The 15,081-nt window shown below is 57.1% G+C and carries 19 protein-coding genes; 14 read left to right on the plus strand and 5 right to left on the minus strand.

Annotated features, from left to right (window positions below):
* Positions 1–22 precede the first annotated feature (22 nt).
* From rplQ to ACFFIY_RS12945, 10 genes are all read left to right on the plus strand, one after another.
* Positions 23–403, plus strand: a complete 381-nt coding sequence (gene rplQ / locus ACFFIY_RS12900; RefSeq protein WP_354194486.1) for a 50S ribosomal protein L17 — start codon at positions 23–25, stop codon at positions 401–403.
* A 516-nt stretch (positions 404–919) separates the two neighbouring features.
* Positions 920–1,762, plus strand: coding sequence for an energy-coupling factor ABC transporter ATP-binding protein (locus ACFFIY_RS12905; protein WP_354194488.1), 843 nt, complete (start codon positions 920–922; stop codon positions 1,760–1,762).
* Positions 1,738–2,610, plus strand: a complete 873-nt coding sequence (locus ACFFIY_RS12910) for an energy-coupling factor ABC transporter ATP-binding protein (RefSeq protein ID WP_354194490.1) — start codon at positions 1,738–1,740, stop codon at positions 2,608–2,610. The genes ACFFIY_RS12905 and ACFFIY_RS12910 overlap by 25 nt, the downstream gene beginning before the upstream one ends.
* Complete coding sequence (locus ACFFIY_RS12915) at positions 2,607–3,404, plus strand: energy-coupling factor transporter transmembrane component T family protein (RefSeq protein WP_354194492.1); 798 nt, start codon at positions 2,607–2,609, stop codon at positions 3,402–3,404. The genes ACFFIY_RS12910 and ACFFIY_RS12915 overlap by 4 nt, the downstream gene beginning before the upstream one ends.
* Before the next feature lie 34 nt (positions 3,405–3,438).
* Complete coding sequence (gene truA / locus ACFFIY_RS12920) at positions 3,439–4,185, plus strand: tRNA pseudouridine(38-40) synthase TruA (RefSeq protein WP_354194494.1); 747 nt, start codon at positions 3,439–3,441, stop codon at positions 4,183–4,185.
* Between the two features lie 168 nt (positions 4,186–4,353).
* Positions 4,354–4,791 carry a 50S ribosomal protein L13 gene (gene rplM / locus ACFFIY_RS12925; protein WP_076758863.1) on the plus strand — a complete coding sequence of 146 codons (438 nt, stop codon included), beginning with the start codon at positions 4,354–4,356 and terminating at the stop codon, positions 4,789–4,791.
* 18 nt (positions 4,792–4,809) lie between these two features.
* Entirely contained in the window at positions 4,810–5,202 is a 393-nt protein-coding gene (gene rpsI, locus ACFFIY_RS12930) for a 30S ribosomal protein S9 (RefSeq protein WP_354194496.1), read from the plus strand.
* A 144-nt stretch (positions 5,203–5,346) separates the two neighbouring features.
* On the plus strand, positions 5,347–5,778 hold the full coding sequence (locus ACFFIY_RS12935; protein WP_354194498.1) for an eL42 family ribosomal protein: 432 nt from the start codon (positions 5,347–5,349) through the stop codon (positions 5,776–5,778).
* 89 nt (positions 5,779–5,867) lie between these two features.
* Positions 5,868–6,443 (plus strand): DUF4256 domain-containing protein, encoded by a 576-nt coding sequence (locus ACFFIY_RS12940; RefSeq protein WP_354194500.1) that lies wholly within the window; start codon positions 5,868–5,870, stop codon positions 6,441–6,443.
* Between the two features lie 150 nt (positions 6,444–6,593).
* The gene (locus ACFFIY_RS12945) at positions 6,594–7,703 is read left to right on the plus strand and encodes an FAD-dependent oxidoreductase (protein WP_354194502.1); all 1,110 of its coding nucleotides are present in this window, start codon (positions 6,594–6,596) and stop codon (positions 7,701–7,703) included.
* Positions 7,704–7,757: 54 nt separating this feature from the next.
* Here ACFFIY_RS12945 and ACFFIY_RS12950 read toward each other — a convergent pair whose 3' ends face one another.
* The gene (locus ACFFIY_RS12950; RefSeq protein ID WP_354194504.1) at positions 7,758–8,726 is read right to left on the minus strand and encodes a linear amide C-N hydrolase; all 969 of its coding nucleotides are present in this window, start codon (positions 8,724–8,726) and stop codon (positions 7,758–7,760) included.
* Between the two features lie 130 nt (positions 8,727–8,856).
* Between ACFFIY_RS12950 and ACFFIY_RS12955 the strand changes: the two genes are divergently transcribed.
* The 3 genes from ACFFIY_RS12955 to ACFFIY_RS12965 all read left to right on the plus strand — a co-directional run bounded on the left by ACFFIY_RS12955 (position 8,857) and on the right by ACFFIY_RS12965 (position 10,987).
* Positions 8,857–9,237 (plus strand): MerR family transcriptional regulator, encoded by a 381-nt coding sequence (locus tag ACFFIY_RS12955; protein WP_354194506.1) that lies wholly within the window; start codon positions 8,857–8,859, stop codon positions 9,235–9,237.
* 147 nt (positions 9,238–9,384) lie between these two features.
* Positions 9,385–10,236 (plus strand): Hsp33 family molecular chaperone HslO, encoded by an 852-nt coding sequence (locus tag ACFFIY_RS12960; RefSeq protein WP_354194831.1) that lies wholly within the window; start codon positions 9,385–9,387, stop codon positions 10,234–10,236.
* 25 nt (positions 10,237–10,261) lie between these two features.
* Positions 10,262–10,987 (plus strand): MerR family transcriptional regulator, encoded by a 726-nt coding sequence (locus tag ACFFIY_RS12965; RefSeq protein WP_354194508.1) that lies wholly within the window; start codon positions 10,262–10,264, stop codon positions 10,985–10,987.
* Between the two features lie 76 nt (positions 10,988–11,063).
* Here the strand turns inward: ACFFIY_RS12965 and ACFFIY_RS12970 are convergent, their stop codons facing one another.
* Together ACFFIY_RS12970 and ACFFIY_RS12975 are read right to left on the minus strand one after the other, a co-directional pair.
* Positions 11,064–11,459 carry an SET domain-containing protein gene (locus ACFFIY_RS12970; RefSeq protein ID WP_354194833.1) on the minus strand — a complete coding sequence of 132 codons (396 nt, stop codon included), beginning with the start codon at positions 11,457–11,459 and terminating at the stop codon, positions 11,064–11,066.
* A gap of 141 nt (positions 11,460–11,600) precedes the next feature.
* Entirely contained in the window at positions 11,601–12,365 is a 765-nt protein-coding gene (locus ACFFIY_RS12975) for an SDR family NAD(P)-dependent oxidoreductase (RefSeq protein WP_354194510.1), read from the minus strand.
* Between the two features lie 176 nt (positions 12,366–12,541).
* Here ACFFIY_RS12975 and ACFFIY_RS12980 point away from each other — a divergent pair, with 176 nt between their 5' ends.
* Positions 12,542–13,357: a squalene/phytoene synthase family protein gene (locus ACFFIY_RS12980; protein WP_354194512.1), complete on the plus strand. Its 816-nt coding sequence runs from the start codon at positions 12,542–12,544 to the stop codon at positions 13,355–13,357.
* A 40-nt stretch (positions 13,358–13,397) separates the two neighbouring features.
* Here the strand turns inward: ACFFIY_RS12980 and ACFFIY_RS12985 are convergent, their stop codons facing one another.
* Together ACFFIY_RS12985 and ACFFIY_RS12990 are read right to left on the minus strand one after the other, a co-directional pair.
* Positions 13,398–13,940, minus strand: coding sequence for a glycosyl-4,4'-diaponeurosporenoate acyltransferase CrtO family protein (locus tag ACFFIY_RS12985; protein ID WP_354194514.1), 543 nt, complete (start codon positions 13,938–13,940; stop codon positions 13,398–13,400).
* 18 nt (positions 13,941–13,958) lie between these two features.
* Positions 13,959–15,080, minus strand: a complete 1,122-nt coding sequence (locus ACFFIY_RS12990; RefSeq protein WP_354194516.1) for a glycosyltransferase family 2 protein — start codon at positions 15,078–15,080, stop codon at positions 13,959–13,961.
* Between the last annotated feature and the right edge of the window lies 1 nt (position 15,081).

The following is a 15,081-nucleotide window of genomic DNA, read 5'->3' on the forward strand; positions in this document are numbered from 1 at the left end:
CCACAAGAAGGAGGGAAACTCGATGAGCTACAGAAAACTCGGACGTACAAGCTCCCAGCGCAAAGCGATGCTGCGTGACCTTGCGACTGACCTCATCATCAACGAACGTCTGCAGACGACTGAAACGCGCGCGAAAGAGCTCCGTTCCGTCGTTGAGAAAATGATCACTTTGGGGAAACGCGGTGACCTCCACGCACGCCGCCAGGCTGCAGAATTCATCCGCCGTGAAACCGTCGCGAAAACCGACGAAGAAGGCAATGAAACCACCGTTTACGCAATCCAGAAGCTGTTCGACGATGTTGCGCCACGCTACGCTGACCGCCAGGGCGGCTACACGCGCATCATGAAAGTCGGCCCGCGCCGCGGCGATGGTGCACCGGTCGTCATCATCGAACTCGTCTGATCTGACTTTGACCTGAAGGATAAGGGCGTGCTGTTTACTGAGCATGGACGGCACCCCTTTTTCTTCTATCCGGTTTATACGACAATGAAAAAGCAGAGCGTTACGATGGGCGGCGCATTCCGCGTCCGATCCCGTCTAGCTCTACGCACCCCAATCGGTGCCGGCGGCGTGAGCACCCGCCGGAAACGCCATACGACAAAAGCGCAGTCACCGTTTGGGGTGCGCGCTTTTTTTTTACCAAAAGACGGAACCGGGGTGCGGAACGGCAGTATCCGGCCGAACGTTGATTGTATCCGTGGAAACGTTGATTATATCCGGCGAAACGTTGATTGTATCGGCGGAAACGTTGATTGTATCCGCCAAAACGTTGATTGTATCCCCGAAAACGTTCCTGTTCCGCCGCAATGCCGCCGTACCCGCCTCGTCCGGCAACCGGGGAACGCACCCGCGGCCGGACGACAGAAGAGCCGGTTTCCGTTAGAATAGACAGCAGAGTGGAGCAGAGGAGGAATGACGATGGAACGGATTCTGTCCATGGAGGACATCCGTTTTACTTATACACCGGATGAGCCGGATCAACCTTACGCCGTCGACGGCGTGTCGCTCGGCATGCAGCAGGGCGAATGGATCGCGGTCGTCGGCCACAACGGTTCGGGCAAGTCGACGCTCGCCCGGCTCATGATCGGTCTTTTGTTCCCGCAGGAGGGGACGGTCGGCTTGTTCGGCGACACCCTGACCGAAGAGAACCTGTGGGACAAGCGGTCGCAGATGGGCATGGTGTTCCAGAATCCGGACAACCAGTTTGTCGGCGCGACCGTGCAGGATGACGTGGCGTTTGCACTGGAGAACAACGGCATCCCGTTCAAGGAGATGACAGTCCGGGTCCAAGAGGCGCTCGCCCAGGTGAAGATGGACGGTTTCATGGACCATGAGCCGCAGCATCTCTCGGGCGGCCAGAAGCAGCGCGTGGCGATCGCGGGGGCGCTTGCCCTCAAGCCGCGGCTGCTCATCTTGGACGAGGCGACGTCGATGCTGGATCCGCAGGGACGTGAGGAAGTGATCAAGGTCATCCTTGAACTGAGGGAAAAGACGGGGCTGTCCGTCATCTCGATCACCCATGATCTTGAGGAGGCGCTGCTCGCCGACCGGATCATCGTTATGAACCGGGGCCGGAAATTCGCCGAGGGGACGCCCGCAGAAGTATTTGCAAAAGGGGAAGAGCTGACGGCGCTCGGCCTGGACCTGCCGTTCGCGGCGAGGATGACTGCCCTTCTCCGGGACCGGGGACTGCCTCTCCGGGAAACCATGTCGGAACGGAAGTTGGTGGAAAGTCTATGGACATCACGCTCGAACGGGTAGGCTATACATACGCTGCGGGCACGCCGTTTCAGAAAAGGGCGCTCGAGGATGTCAACATCCGCATTCCGTCCGGTTCCTACACGGCCATCATCGGTCATACGGGGTCCGGGAAGTCGACCCTCCTTCAGCACCTGAACGCGCTCCTGAAGCCGACGGAGGGCGTTGTGCGCGTCGGGGACACGGAGATCACCCGGCAGACGAAGGGCAAGCAGCTGCGCCCGGTCCGCCGCAAAGTCGGGATCGTCTTTCAGTTCCCGGAGCATCAGTTGTTTGAAGAAACGGTCCTGAAAGACGTCATGTTCGGCCCGCTCAACTTCGGCGTGCCGGAAGAGCAGGCAAGGGCGCGCGCTTTGGAACTCCTCGGACTGCTCGGTCTTCCGGAGGGGACGGCGGAGAAATCTCCGTTTGACCTGTCCGGCGGCCAGATGCGCCGCGTGGCGATCGCGGGGGTGCTCGCAATGGATCCGGACGTGCTCGTCCTCGATGAGCCGACCGCCGGGCTCGATCCATCCGGGCGCAATGAAATCATGGACCTGTTCCGCCGGCTGCACGACGAGCGGGACATGACGACCATCCTGGTGACCCACAGCATGGAAGACGCCGCCCGCTATGCCGACCACATGATCGTCATGCACGGGGGCACGGACGTCATGCAGGGGCCTCCAGAAGAGGTGTTCGGCGACGAGGAGCGGCTGGCCCGCTGGCGGCTCGGCGTCCCGCGCACCGTCGCCTTCCAGCGCGAGTTCGAACGAGGGGCAGGACTGCCTCCATCACCGCCCCGCCTGACGGAAGAACAGCTCGCCGATTATCTCGCGGCGGCCGTCGGGAAAGGGGGCGGCGCCCGATGATGGAGAAAATGGTATTCGGTCGCTACATCCCGGGTGATTCATTTGTCCACCGGCTCGATCCGCGGACGAAGCTCATCTTTGTCTTCATCTTCATCGCGGCGGTGTTCCTTGCGAATAACACACTGTCATATGGCTTGCTGCTGGCATTCACGCTGTTCTCGATCCTCGTCTCCAAAGTGCGGATCGGCTTTCTCATCGGCGGCCTGAAGCCGGTCATCTTCCTGATCGCCTTCACTTTCCTGCTTCACATCTTCTTCACGAAGCAGGGCGACCTGCTGTTTGAGCTCGGCTTCATCAAAGTGTACGAAGAAGGGCTGCGTCAGGGGATTTACATCTCCGTCCGCTTCCTCGTCCTCGTGCTCATGACGTCGCTGCTGACGTTGACGACGTCGCCGATCTCCATCACGGACGGCTTGGAAGTGCTGCTCGGCCCGCTGAAGAAGATCCGGTTCCCGGTGCATGAGCTCGCCCTCATGATGTCGATTTCTCTCCGGTTCATCCCGACGCTCATGGACGAGACCGACAAGATCCTGAAAGCCCAGCTCGCCCGGGGATCGGACATATCATCGGGGACGATGAAGGAACGCGTCAAGGCCGTCGTTCCGCTGCTCGTCCCGCTTTTCGTCAGCGCCTTCAAGCGCGCCGAAGACCTCGCCGTCGCCATGGAAGTGCGCGGCTACCGAGGGGGAGAGGGCAGGACGCGGTACCGGCAGCTCAAGTGGGACTGGCGCGACACCGTGGCCATGCTCGTGCTGGCCGCCCTGATTGCGGGACTGTGGCTGCTGAGGGGCTGAACCCCCGCTTGGCGGCAATGAAGGAGGGAAGCCGATGAGGCGCATCAAGGTGATCATCTCATACGACGGGAGCGGCTTTGAGGGCTACCAGATCCAGCCGGAGGGACGGACCGTGCAACAGGAGCTCGAGGCGGCGCTCTTGGTCATCCATAAAGGCTCCGCCATCCGGGTGGCGGCATCCGGACGCACCGATGCAGGCGTGCATGCGATTGGCCAGGTGCTCCACTTCGACACGCCGCTCGGCATCCCGGGCGACCGGTGGCCAAAGGTGCTGAATACGCGCCTGCCCGCCGACATCCGCGTGCTGCATGCGGAAGAAGTGCCGGAGAGCTTCCATGCCCGCTTCTCGGCGACCGGCAAGACGTACCGGTACATCTGGGAGCTTGCTGAAGTGCCGAGCCCGTTCCGCCGCCACTTCGCCTCGCCGTCCCGCGGCGGGGTGCCCGACATCGGCCGCATGAAAACCGGTGCGGCGCATCTCGTCGGCACGCACGACTTCACGAGCTTCTGCTCGGCGAAGACGGACGTCGCGGACAAAGTGCGCACGGTGGAGGAGATCCGGTTCGAGGAGCACGGCGACGAGCTCCACATGGTCATCACCGGCAGCGGATTCCTCTACAACATGGTGCGCATCATCGCCGGCACGCTCTGGGCGGCGGGCACCGGACTGCTGGATCCTGCGGACATCCCGGGGATCCTCACTGCAAAAGACCGGACGCAAGGCGGTAAAACCGCGCCGCCGCAAGGGCTGTACCTGGAAAAAGTGCACTACGGGGAATGAAACAACTTTTCCTGGCGTTTTCGGGAAAATGGTTGACTTCCCCATCGATCCACGGTATGATGATAAACGGTATTTCAATAACCCCACTAAAGAATGCCCCGGTAAGGTTTCTTTGTGTTAGGGATATAGAAACGGAACTGATTGAACGAAATATAGGAGGACTACCACATGCGTACAACTTTCATGGCGAATGCCCAAAACGTTGACCGCAAATGGCTCGTCATCGACGCGGAAGGCAAGACGCTCGGCCGTCTCGCTTCCGAAGTCGCATCGATCCTGCGCGGCAAGCACAAACCAACGTACACACCGAACGTAGACACTGGCGACCACGTCATCATCATCAATGCTGAAAAGATCGAACTCACGGGCAACAAGCTCCAGGACAAGATCTACTACCGTCACACCGGCCACCCGGGCGGCATCCGCAAGCGGACTGCCGGCGAAATGCGCGACAAGTACCCTACGCGCATGCTCGAGCTTGCCATCAAAGGCATGCTTCCAAAAGGCCCGCTCGGCCGTCAGATGTTCCGCAAGCTGAACGTCTATGCAGGCGCTGAGCATCCGCACCAAGCACAACAACCGGAAGTCTACGAACTTCGCGGGTAATTTAGAGGAGGAACCAACTTGGCACAAGTTCAATACATCGGCACCGGCCGCCGCAAGACTTCCGTTGCCCGCGTACGCCTCGTACCCGGCGAAGGCAAAGTCGTCATCAACGGCCGTGACGCAGAAGACTACATCCCGTTCGAAACTCTCCGTGAAGTCATCAAGCAACCGCTTGTTGCAACGGAAACACTCGGCAGCTACGACGTTCTCGTCAACGTCAACGGCGGCGGCTTCACCGGCCAGGCCGGCGCAATCCGCCACGGCGTAGCACGCGCTCTTCTTCAAGTGGACCCTGAATTCCGCCCTGCGCTCAAATCTGCAGGTCACCTCACGCGTGACGCACGCATGAAGGAACGGAAGAAATACGGTCTCAAAGGCGCACGTCGGGCACCTCAGTTCTCGAAGCGCTAATCCGAACCATCATAGCCTCTTCCCGGTTTTCCGGGAAGGGGTTTTTTGTGCTCTTCTCCTTGGAACGATGGACTTCGTTGACCGTGAACTTTAAACTGAGATTAAAGCCGGAGTCCAAGGAGAGAAAAAAAGGATGAATGCACAATGAAGATCGTTTCGGCATTTTTCATCTTCTTCCTCGTCATCATTGCGGGCCTTGTGACCGGAAGAATTCTTTACAAGAAAGCACTGCGCAGGCAGGAGTGGTATGAGACTTCTGGGCTCACTCTCGTGTCGGATGATTGTCCGCATCCGGTGGAAGTGCCGTACGGTCAAGCTTCCTCCCTGACTTGGAAAAGAAGGGAGATCCGTGTGAGAGCCGGTGTTTTCGGCAAACAGAGACTGTACAAGAAAGTCCGATACCGCATCCGCTGCGAAACGTGCGGAAGAAAGCACAGCTACCGGATCGTGGAGACGCCGGAGACCCTCCGCTTCAATCGTCTCGGCGTCATTTATACACTGGGCACGCTGATCTGCACGATGCTCATTTTCGGGCTGGTCATCGCGCCGGTGCTGAACTACCTGTTTGGTTTTTAAACGCCTGCGCCGGTCGGACATAAAATGGTTTCCGGCCTGCGGGAAACGCGATACGATAGAAGGCAGCCGATGTGAAGGAGGGAACGAAAATGACAAAGCAACATGGGGTAAGACGGGAGTTGCAGGCCGGGGAGCAGGAGGAACTGCTTGCCGTGCTGAAGAACCGGTTTGAACAGCATTCCGGACGCCACGAAGGCATCCGCTGGGAAGAGGTGCAATCCAGGCTGGAGGCACGGCCTGACAAGCTTTGGTCGCTTGGCGAGATGGAGCGGACCGGAGGCGAGCCGGACGTCGTGGGACGCGACGGAGAGACGGACGGGTATCTCTTCTATGACTGCTCCCCCGAGAGCCCGAAAGGCCGCAGGAGCACCTGCTATGACCGCCTGGCACTCGAGTCGAGGGCCAAAAACAAGCCCGAGACGAGCGCGGAAGAAATGGCGTCCGCGATGGGGATCGAACTGCTTTCCGAAGACGAATACAAACACCTTCAAACGTTCGGGCCCGTAGACCGGAAGACGTCCAGCTGGATCCGGACGCCGGGCGACATCCGTGCGCTCGGAGGCGCCCTGTTCTGTGACTGGCGCTACGGACATGTCTTCGTCTATCACAACGGCGCTTCCTCTTACTATGCCGCACGCGGTTTCCGGGGCAAGCTGCTCGTCTGACCGGGAAGAGGGTCCGGTAAAACGGCGCATTAAAAAGCATGGGAAGCTTCGGCCTTCCATGCTTTTTTCACTTGAACCGGCGCAGGCCCTTCCTTTGACTTCGAGCTGCTCGAAGGCGATATACTGGAATATAAAAAGGGAGGCCTTTTCATGAAGCAAACAATCACCGAGAACATGAATGGAACAGCTGTCATTGTCGGCGCCTCGCTTTCCGGACTGATGGCGGGGATTGCACTCGCGCAGGAGAACATACAGGTCACCATTTTGGACAAGGTCGGCGAAAATCGGCCCGGCGGCTCCGGCCTCCGGGCGGATGGCGGAACATTTGGCGTGTCAAAAACAGAAAAGATCCTAAAGAACCTCGTCTCGGACGGAAAAAGCAAAGTCCTGCTCTGGTCTGCGATAGAGAACCGCCTGCGCCAAGAGGCGAAAAGCGACCCGAGGATCCGGCTGCAATATCACAAGCGTGTCCTGACGGTCGGCCAGGATGAGGAAGCGGCCTGGGCTGTCGTGGAAGACGGCGGAATGTTCAAGGGAGATGTCCTGATCGGAGCCGACGGCCACGGCAGCCGGGTGCGGGCATCGGTCGCTCCGGATCATACTGAAGCCGAATACGCGGGATACATGGCATGGATCACTTCGATCGGTGAAGATGAATTGCCCGCGGCCATGAAGCCGGCGGGGAGAAGCGGCAAGGTGGATATGTTCGGCGCTGACGGGGGATTCAAGTTCGGATCGGTCCTTGAGACGGACGGAACCGGCGGACAGCCTGTGGACCGGCGGGTCGGCTGCACCTGGTATGACAACACCCGGAGCGGCCTGCTGCGACGCCTCGGCTGCGTGGAAGGGTCGGTCGTGCACCGCACGCTGCAAGGGAAGGAAATACCCGATGAGTTCCTGGATGTACTGGCGGATGAAGTGTCCGGGCAGTTTCCGGAGCCCTGGCGCACTGCAGCGCTCCGTTCCATCAGAGACCGGACGGTGATCGGCATCCCGATCAAGGAGTATGTGCCAGACCGCCTTGCAAGGGGGAGAATCACCATCGTCGGGGACGCCGCCCACGTTCCGGCGCCGATCACCGCCAGCGGGTTCAATGAATCGCTACAGGACGTCGTAACGCTTGGCAAGTGCGCATCAAAGGGAATCCGGGGACAGAAGTCTGCTGAAGCACTTGCCCGCTACGAAGCGCTCCGTCTTGAAACCGTTCGGCGGATGGTGTTGTCCGGCCGATCTTACAGCCGGGCGTACGGACGGCCGTGAATCAGCCGAAAATGACTGCCCGGGACCTTTTGAAGTTTCCGGGCAGCCTTGTTTTCAGAGGTGCATTTCCTTGTCCAGACAGATGAAGCGGAGGTCCCGCTCATCTTTGAAATCCTCAAGCCGGAAAGGCTGAAGGTTGATGTTGTCATGGCATTTGACGGTGTAGGATTTTTTTGAAGTATCCATGACTGCCGTATACAGCGTCTTGTCCCGGTATCCGCTTTTTTCATCGATGACCGCCCCGTCCGGGATATCCGACTGGGATAAAATCCGGAATGCCTGCAGAATGGCGGCCGGGCGGGCAAGATCCCTTGGTGTCGCGGAAACGAAGAAAGCAGCGCGGACGAACCGCGAAGGCGGTGTGAAATCTCCGGGCAGGCCGGCGAGACCGGTTCCTTCTCCAAACTTGGAAAGGACCGCTCCGTTCCAGGTTCTCTGTTCAATGTTCTCCGGCTGAAGCTGCAGGTAGTTCCTCAGGTTCGTCACATGCCATGGGAATTCAGGAGAATTGGTCAAGACGCCATACGGATTATCGAAAGCCTGAAGCTGTCCGTGCTTGGGTTCCAGGACGACGCGGTTTCCGTCTGCATCCATGAAGAAAAAGTGCATTTCTCCGGAAGGGGTGCCGCTTGCCGCGCTTCGTGCAGGCAATGAAAGTTTTGTTGCCTCTTCCTTCACTTCCTTGATGTTCTTGCACCGGCTCAGCAAATAGTTGAAGGCATTGGCTGTCGTCAGATTGATCTTTCCGTCCACGGCATGATCTGCAAAGGACGCACAGCCGGGCAACAGATTGCTCGACCCCATCAGTCCCATTTCGTTGATCCCGTCGCCGAACGCCGCCATATCCATGAAGGCCGTACCGATGGTCGCATAACGTGCGTCATACGCGGCCCCGTCTTCTTGGATGAATCCTTTGTATCCGGCCGGGACGAAAAGCACCTGATTGTCCAATTCGACTCCCATCTCAAGCGTCCGTCCAAAAACAAAGCCGTCCCGGCAGGAAAATCCGACTGTTGTGCACATTTGAAACACCTCTTTCTTTTCGTTTAGGAATGATCAGGGCATGGCCGCCTGGATCCGGGTCACAACCCCTATAGAAATACACTTCCCTGTAATCCATCTCCGGAACCCGATTTTGAAAGGAGGCGAATCGATGCGCACTGTGAAAGAAGTGGCGGAGCAGCTCGGCTTTCCCGAGCACACCATCCGCTACTATACAGATCAAGGACTTGTGCCGGACCTCAAGCGCGACCAAAACAATATCCGGCTGTTCGATGAAGGTGCGGTTTCCTGGCTGCTGTGCGCCAAGCACCTGAGGCAGTGCGGCATGTCCATCGATGACATCCGGACATACATCAACCTCTGCAGGCAGGGCGAAGCCACCATAGGAAAGCGTTATGAAATCATGAAGAAACAGCGGGAAACGGCGCTTGCCCAGCTGGAGGAAGCCCGGCAACGAGCCAAGTATATTGCAGAAAAGACAGAGCAATATTCAGATTTTCTAACCGGGCGGAAAGCTGAATTGAAAGGGTGATTATTGTTTTAGCCGTCGCCGGTTTCCGGTGCTTATTTGTACATATCCCAAAACATTTCCGCTTATGGGTTGAACCTTACGTTACGTCATGAATTATAGTGGAAACACAGACGAAGCGGGGAGGAGATTCACATAGGAAACCAGATCATCAAAACACTCATCCACGGCGGGCAGATCCGCTTGTATGTATTGGACAATACGGATCTTCTGAAAGAAGTATATGAGATGAATCAGTCCGTTGCCGGCTTGCCGAAGCAACTGCTGGGAAAAATGATATCGGTAATGAGCATCCTGACCGGAACGCTTAAAGGAACCGACCGGATCAGCCTTTCCGTGACACTCACAAACCGATCTCAAAAGCTTTTCACGGAGGCGGATGCCGGAGGGAATGTGAGGGGCTATATGAACGGGGCGCTTGCGGAATTTCCTTGTGACGGTGAAACCGGTGAAGAGAAGATGATAGGCGGCAATGGGACCATCCGGGTAATCAAGGGCACAGATCTACATCAGTTCACGAGTATTACGGACATGCCGAACAGGGAGATTACGAAGGACCTTGAAAACTATTTCATGCAGAGTGACCAGACGGCCACCCATCTTGCAGCGCTCATCCGCACAGGAGAAGACGGCATGCCATTGTCGAGCCATGCTTCCTATGCCCAGCTCCTCCCGGGAGCCCCCTCACACTTGCTGGAGGAAGTGAAGGAGGTCTTGCGTTCCCGTCCAGAGTTGCCTGCCGGCATCAATGCGGGTAATCTCGATAAAAGTTTACACTCTCTTCGAATGGCTTTTCCCGGGCTGCAGTTCCTCGGAACAAGCGAATGCCGTTTCTTCTGTGGTTGTACAAAAGAAATGTTTCTGGGCATGCTGCAGTCTCTCTCTGCAGAGGAGGTCGAAGAAATGATCGCACAATCGGAGCCGGCAAAGGCGGTCTGCCATGTGTGCGGCCGTGAGCATCTTTTGGAAACGGAGGATCTGCGAAGGTTGGGCTCGGCATAAAAAACATGGGGAAGGAGTGGAGCCATTGAAAGAAACCTGGAAGGTGGGGGAGGTTGCGGAGCTCACCGGCTTGACCGTGAGGACATTGCGTTATTATGACCAGATCGGGCTGTTTTCTCCGTCCCGGCATACCGAGTCGGGCCATCGCCAGTACACAAAAGCCGATCTGGCCAGGCTTCAGCCGATCATCTCCATGCGGCAAATGGGCGTCCCGCTGGAGGAAATCCAATCCTATACAGAACAAGGCAGCCGGCACTCGATCGCAGAAATCCTGGAAGTGCAGATCGAGCGCTTGAGGAGTGAAATCGCCGTGCAGCAGCAACTGCTGGAAGAACTGGAAACAGCTCTGTTCACCGCCCGCGCACGGGGAGAAATGCCGTTTCAGGATATCTTAAATATACTGGAGGCACTGAGGTTGAACCAGGAGTTATATTTCTCAAAACAGAATCTGGATAGGATGAAAGAAAGCGTTCAAAGGATTGACGTTGCCGAAGCTGAGCGGCTCGAAAAAGAATTCAAGGGATTGATCGATCGCCTTCATGCAGAATATGAAAAAGGAACATCCGCTGAAAATGCCGAAGTGCGGAGCCTGGCCGGACGATGGAAGGAAATCATCGGGACTTTTTCGGGCGGCGAGCCGGAATTGTGGAGCCAGGCTGAGCAATTTCATGCCGGGAATCCGGGCAATGAACTGCAATACGGCGTCCATGAAGAGCTTTATCGGTACATTGCTGATGCGCTGGAGCCGTGAAGCATCATGCTTGAAACAAGCCTGCAGGCCGGAATGCGGTCTGCAGGCTTGTTTTTTATCGGCCGATAGGATCTGTTCAGACTTTGTCTTCCTCGTCTTCGCGGTCGAACCACAGCTTTTCCTGGTCTTCCTCGTCACCGTTGTAGTTGATCAGGATTTCCTCTCCGGCTTGGATGTCGGTGTAGGCGTAGAAGTCGAACGTGTGCTTTTCGAAGCTGATCTCGTACGTGGCGTTCGGATGGTAGGAGTGGTTGAACAGCATCCCGTAGCCGAGGAGCATGGCGGTATGGTTGATGCCGTATTCAAATGCATAATCTGCGAGCAGCGTCTTTTCGATGTGCTCATGCTGGTCGTTCGGATAGGCGATCACCGGCGCTTCATGAATCAATTCGCCTTTTTTGATGTCGCGCGTGGCGAACACGCCGCGGTTGAATTCGCCGTCGCTCAAAGCGGAAGTTCTAATTTCGATCAAGTCACTCACCTGCTCATTTCCAATGATGGGATCCATCAGTTTTTTCACAGTATACAGGAATTCGGGATGAATGAAAAAAGACTGCCAATTGATCGGGCACACGAAAAAAGAGACCATGCATTTTCTGCATGGCCGGAAGCGTTATTTGGCGGTCTGACCGCCGTCCACGGCAAGATTCACGCCTGTAATGTAAGAGGCACGGTCGGAGCAGAGCCAGACGGCGGCCTGTGCTTGTTCTTCCGGACGGCCCATCCGGCCGAGCGGAATGTCGTTCTCGACATATTTCGCCTGTTCGGGCACTTCCTTTGCCCACGCTTCCACGGCAGGGGTGAGCGTCATGCCGGGACAGATGGAGTTGACGCGGATCCCTTGCTTGGCGTATTCAAGCGCCACGGATTTCGTCAGGCCGTTCACCGCCCATTTCGCGGCACTGTAAGTCGCCAGGTTTTCAGAACCGAGCAGCCCCGAAGTCGAGGCAGTGTTCACAATGGCCCCCCCGCCGGACTTCAGCATCGCTGGAATCTGATGCTTCAGGGACAGATACAGGCTCGTCTGGGTGATCCGGATGCAACGGTCCCAGTCGGCCGTTTCGGTCTCGGCGATCGGCTTGGAAGGAGCACCGATCCCTGCGTTGTTGTGGGCCCAGTCAAGCCGGCCGTAATGACTCACCGTTTCCTCCACCAAAGCGGCAATCTGGTTCTCGTCCGACACATCACATAAAACGAAAATGGCATCACCGCCGCTTTCCCGGATCAGCCGGACCGTTTCATGGCCCGCTTCCTCACTGATGTCGGAGACGACCACCTTTGCTCCTTCCGCCGCGAAAGCCTTTGCGCTTTCCCTGCCGATTCCACTGCCTCCTGCCGTGACGATTCCCACTTTGTCCTGCATGAGCAATCCGCTCATAACTCTTCCCCCTTCCCGTTATCTTCTAAATGTTCTGCACACACGGGCATGGAACTCCTTCCCGCGTCGCCGTGCGAGACTTTATTTCAAGTAAGCGGCCATAAGCGATATAATAGACATCATGTTGTTTGCAAGCCGGCCGGGCCGGTTCTGATACGGACGGAGGAGAGGAATACATGGAATACGTTTTTCCAAAAGAAGCGATGCGCGTCCTGAAAGAGACGAGCCGTACTTTCTATATACCGATCACCTTTTTGAAGAGGCAATTAAAGCATTCCGTGGCGTCCGCTTATCTTGTTTTCCGGGCAATCGATGAAATTGAAGACCACGAAGAGCTGGACAATGAAACGAAACACCGGATGCTGTCCGAAGTGGCCGCACTGTTCGCGGAGCCGTTCGACAATGAGCGCTACATGGAAATCCTCGGCGAGACAAAGGACAGGATGCCGGAAGTGACGCTCCGCCTTGAGGAGTGGCTGCAGGCCTGCCCGGGAGATTCCCGCCGGATTGTCGCGGACGCGGCCCGCGAGATGTCGGAAGGGATGGCCGAATGGGCGCGCCGGAACTGGGAAGTCCATACGCGGGAAGACCTGGATGACTATACTTATTACGTGGCCGGCCTCGTCGGCGTCATGCTGTCGGATCTGTTTGAGCTGTACGCCGGCGAGCAGACCGACCGGGACCTGGCCATCGGCTACGGCCGCGGGCTGCAGGCCGTCAACATCCTGCGCAACGAACAGGAAGATCTCGATGAGCGGGGGGTCTCGTTCGTCCCGGACGGCTGGACACGTGATGATCTGTTTGCCTACGCCGAAGAAAACCTGGCAAAGGCCGATGAATACATGAAGTCGCTGAGGAAGAAAACCGTCCTGCTGTTCTGCCGCCTGCCGCTCGCCCTCGCCCACAAGACGCTGAAGGCCATGAAGGAAGGCCGCGACAAGATGACCCGTGCGGAAGTGGAGGAAACGGTGGCCGAGATCGATATCGATTGATGAAAAAAGACAAGGACACTGACGGCTTTCCCGGAGGGAGCTACAGTGTTCCTTGTCTTTTTGCTTTCACGTGGCACATTACGGGAAGGTTCTCGGCGGCATTGTTTTTTCGGGTGATCAGCCTTTCGATACGGGGCCTGTTATACCTTTGGATGAAGATGAACGGAAGGTTGGCGGCGAGTGCATAGACGATCATCATCCATCCGGCCCAAGGCGGATTCCACAGAAAGAAAAGAAGGGAGGGGGGGATGAGGAGCCAATGCGTCCACTCTGCACGGCGGGATTCAAGGACAAACTCATCCAGATCATCCGGGTGTGCGGAAAGCAGCTGTTTTTTCTGAAAACCAATGCCAAGAACCGAATTTCCATCCGGAAGGCGATCTTTCCAACTTTTCACCCGCAACAGCCGTTGCCAAGTTTCCCCTCCTTTTTCCCATCCCCTGATTCTGGTAAGGAATGAAGTCCGGGCAAAAAAATGGCCGGGCAAAAAGAACAAGAAAAGTGAAACGGAAAGATGAAGGACGGCCCAGGCGGCAATGTCGGTCAGGACCAGCCAGGCGGCCGGAAGCTCAATCAGTTGCATGCGCAATTGCCCTCCGTTTCAAAGCTTGATGGTCCGGCCTCTCCAAGACACACGGCGCCGAATACGGACGAAATAAAGCGACCGCAGGAAAATAAAAGTAAAAAACAATAGATGAAACGGATAAAGGAGGATCAGCAATGGGTTGAAATTACCGGCCAGCCGGGCCAGCCGGTGAATCTGCAAACCGTAGACTGCATACATCAAGCCGCCGGCAATTGCCCAGCCCGGATTACCCGCCCAGATAGCGAAAACGATCATAAAGAGAGGAAGCAATGCCCCGGTGATCCAAGCATTGATGAGCAAGGTCACAGCGGGATGAGTGGAAGAGGCACCGGTGCCGATGCTCTTTGTCCAGCCGTCCATGAGCGAGCGCAGGCCGTCCGGGTACATGCGGAGGTCGATGAGCCCTTTGCCGCCCACTCCGTGTACAGGCAGGCCTTTCGATAGAAATGCCTGGCCAATCGCCAGGTCGTCCATCAGGGCCTCCCGGATTGCCGCGTGGCCGCCCGTGGAGTCATAATCTTTTTTATTGCACAGAATACAGGCCCCGAATGCGCCGGCCGGTTTCAAACGCCAGCCGGAAGGCACGAAAAAGTTCATCCCGGCCACGACGACGACATTGAAAACAGCGGACAGATTCTCAAACGGCCGCACAATCCGGTGGAACGGTTGCACAGACAGCAGCCCTCGCCGGCCGAGTGCCCGGTAGGCGGCGGCCAGCCGGGCAAGACTATCGGTTGAAGTGAGCCGCGTATCCGCGTCAAGAAACAACAACCATTCTCCGGATGCTGCATCTGCACCCGCCTGGCAGGCAGATGATTTTCCGGCCATTGCTTCTGAAGAGCCACCGGATTCAAGCACCCGCGCACCGTATGACCGGGCCACATCTGCAGTCCGGTCGGAGGAGTTGTCGTCGACAACAAGAATCTCCAAAGCGGCGGGCGACTGTGTGTGAAGCGATTCGAGAAGCGGCCGGATGCGGGATTCCTCGTTCCTCGCCGGAATAATAACTGTCATCGGGGGGATTTCACTGTTGCCGGGAATGGCCGGGACAGTTGACGGAAAGCGGAAAAGCATGAGGATGCCCGCCGTTAATCCGGTTAATGAGAGGAACAGGGCCACCACCAAAAGCAACTCCATT

Source organism: Bhargavaea ullalensis, assembly GCF_042432615.1.
GTDB classification, from domain to species: Bacteria; Bacillota; Bacilli; order Bacillales_A; family Planococcaceae; genus Bhargavaea; species Bhargavaea ullalensis.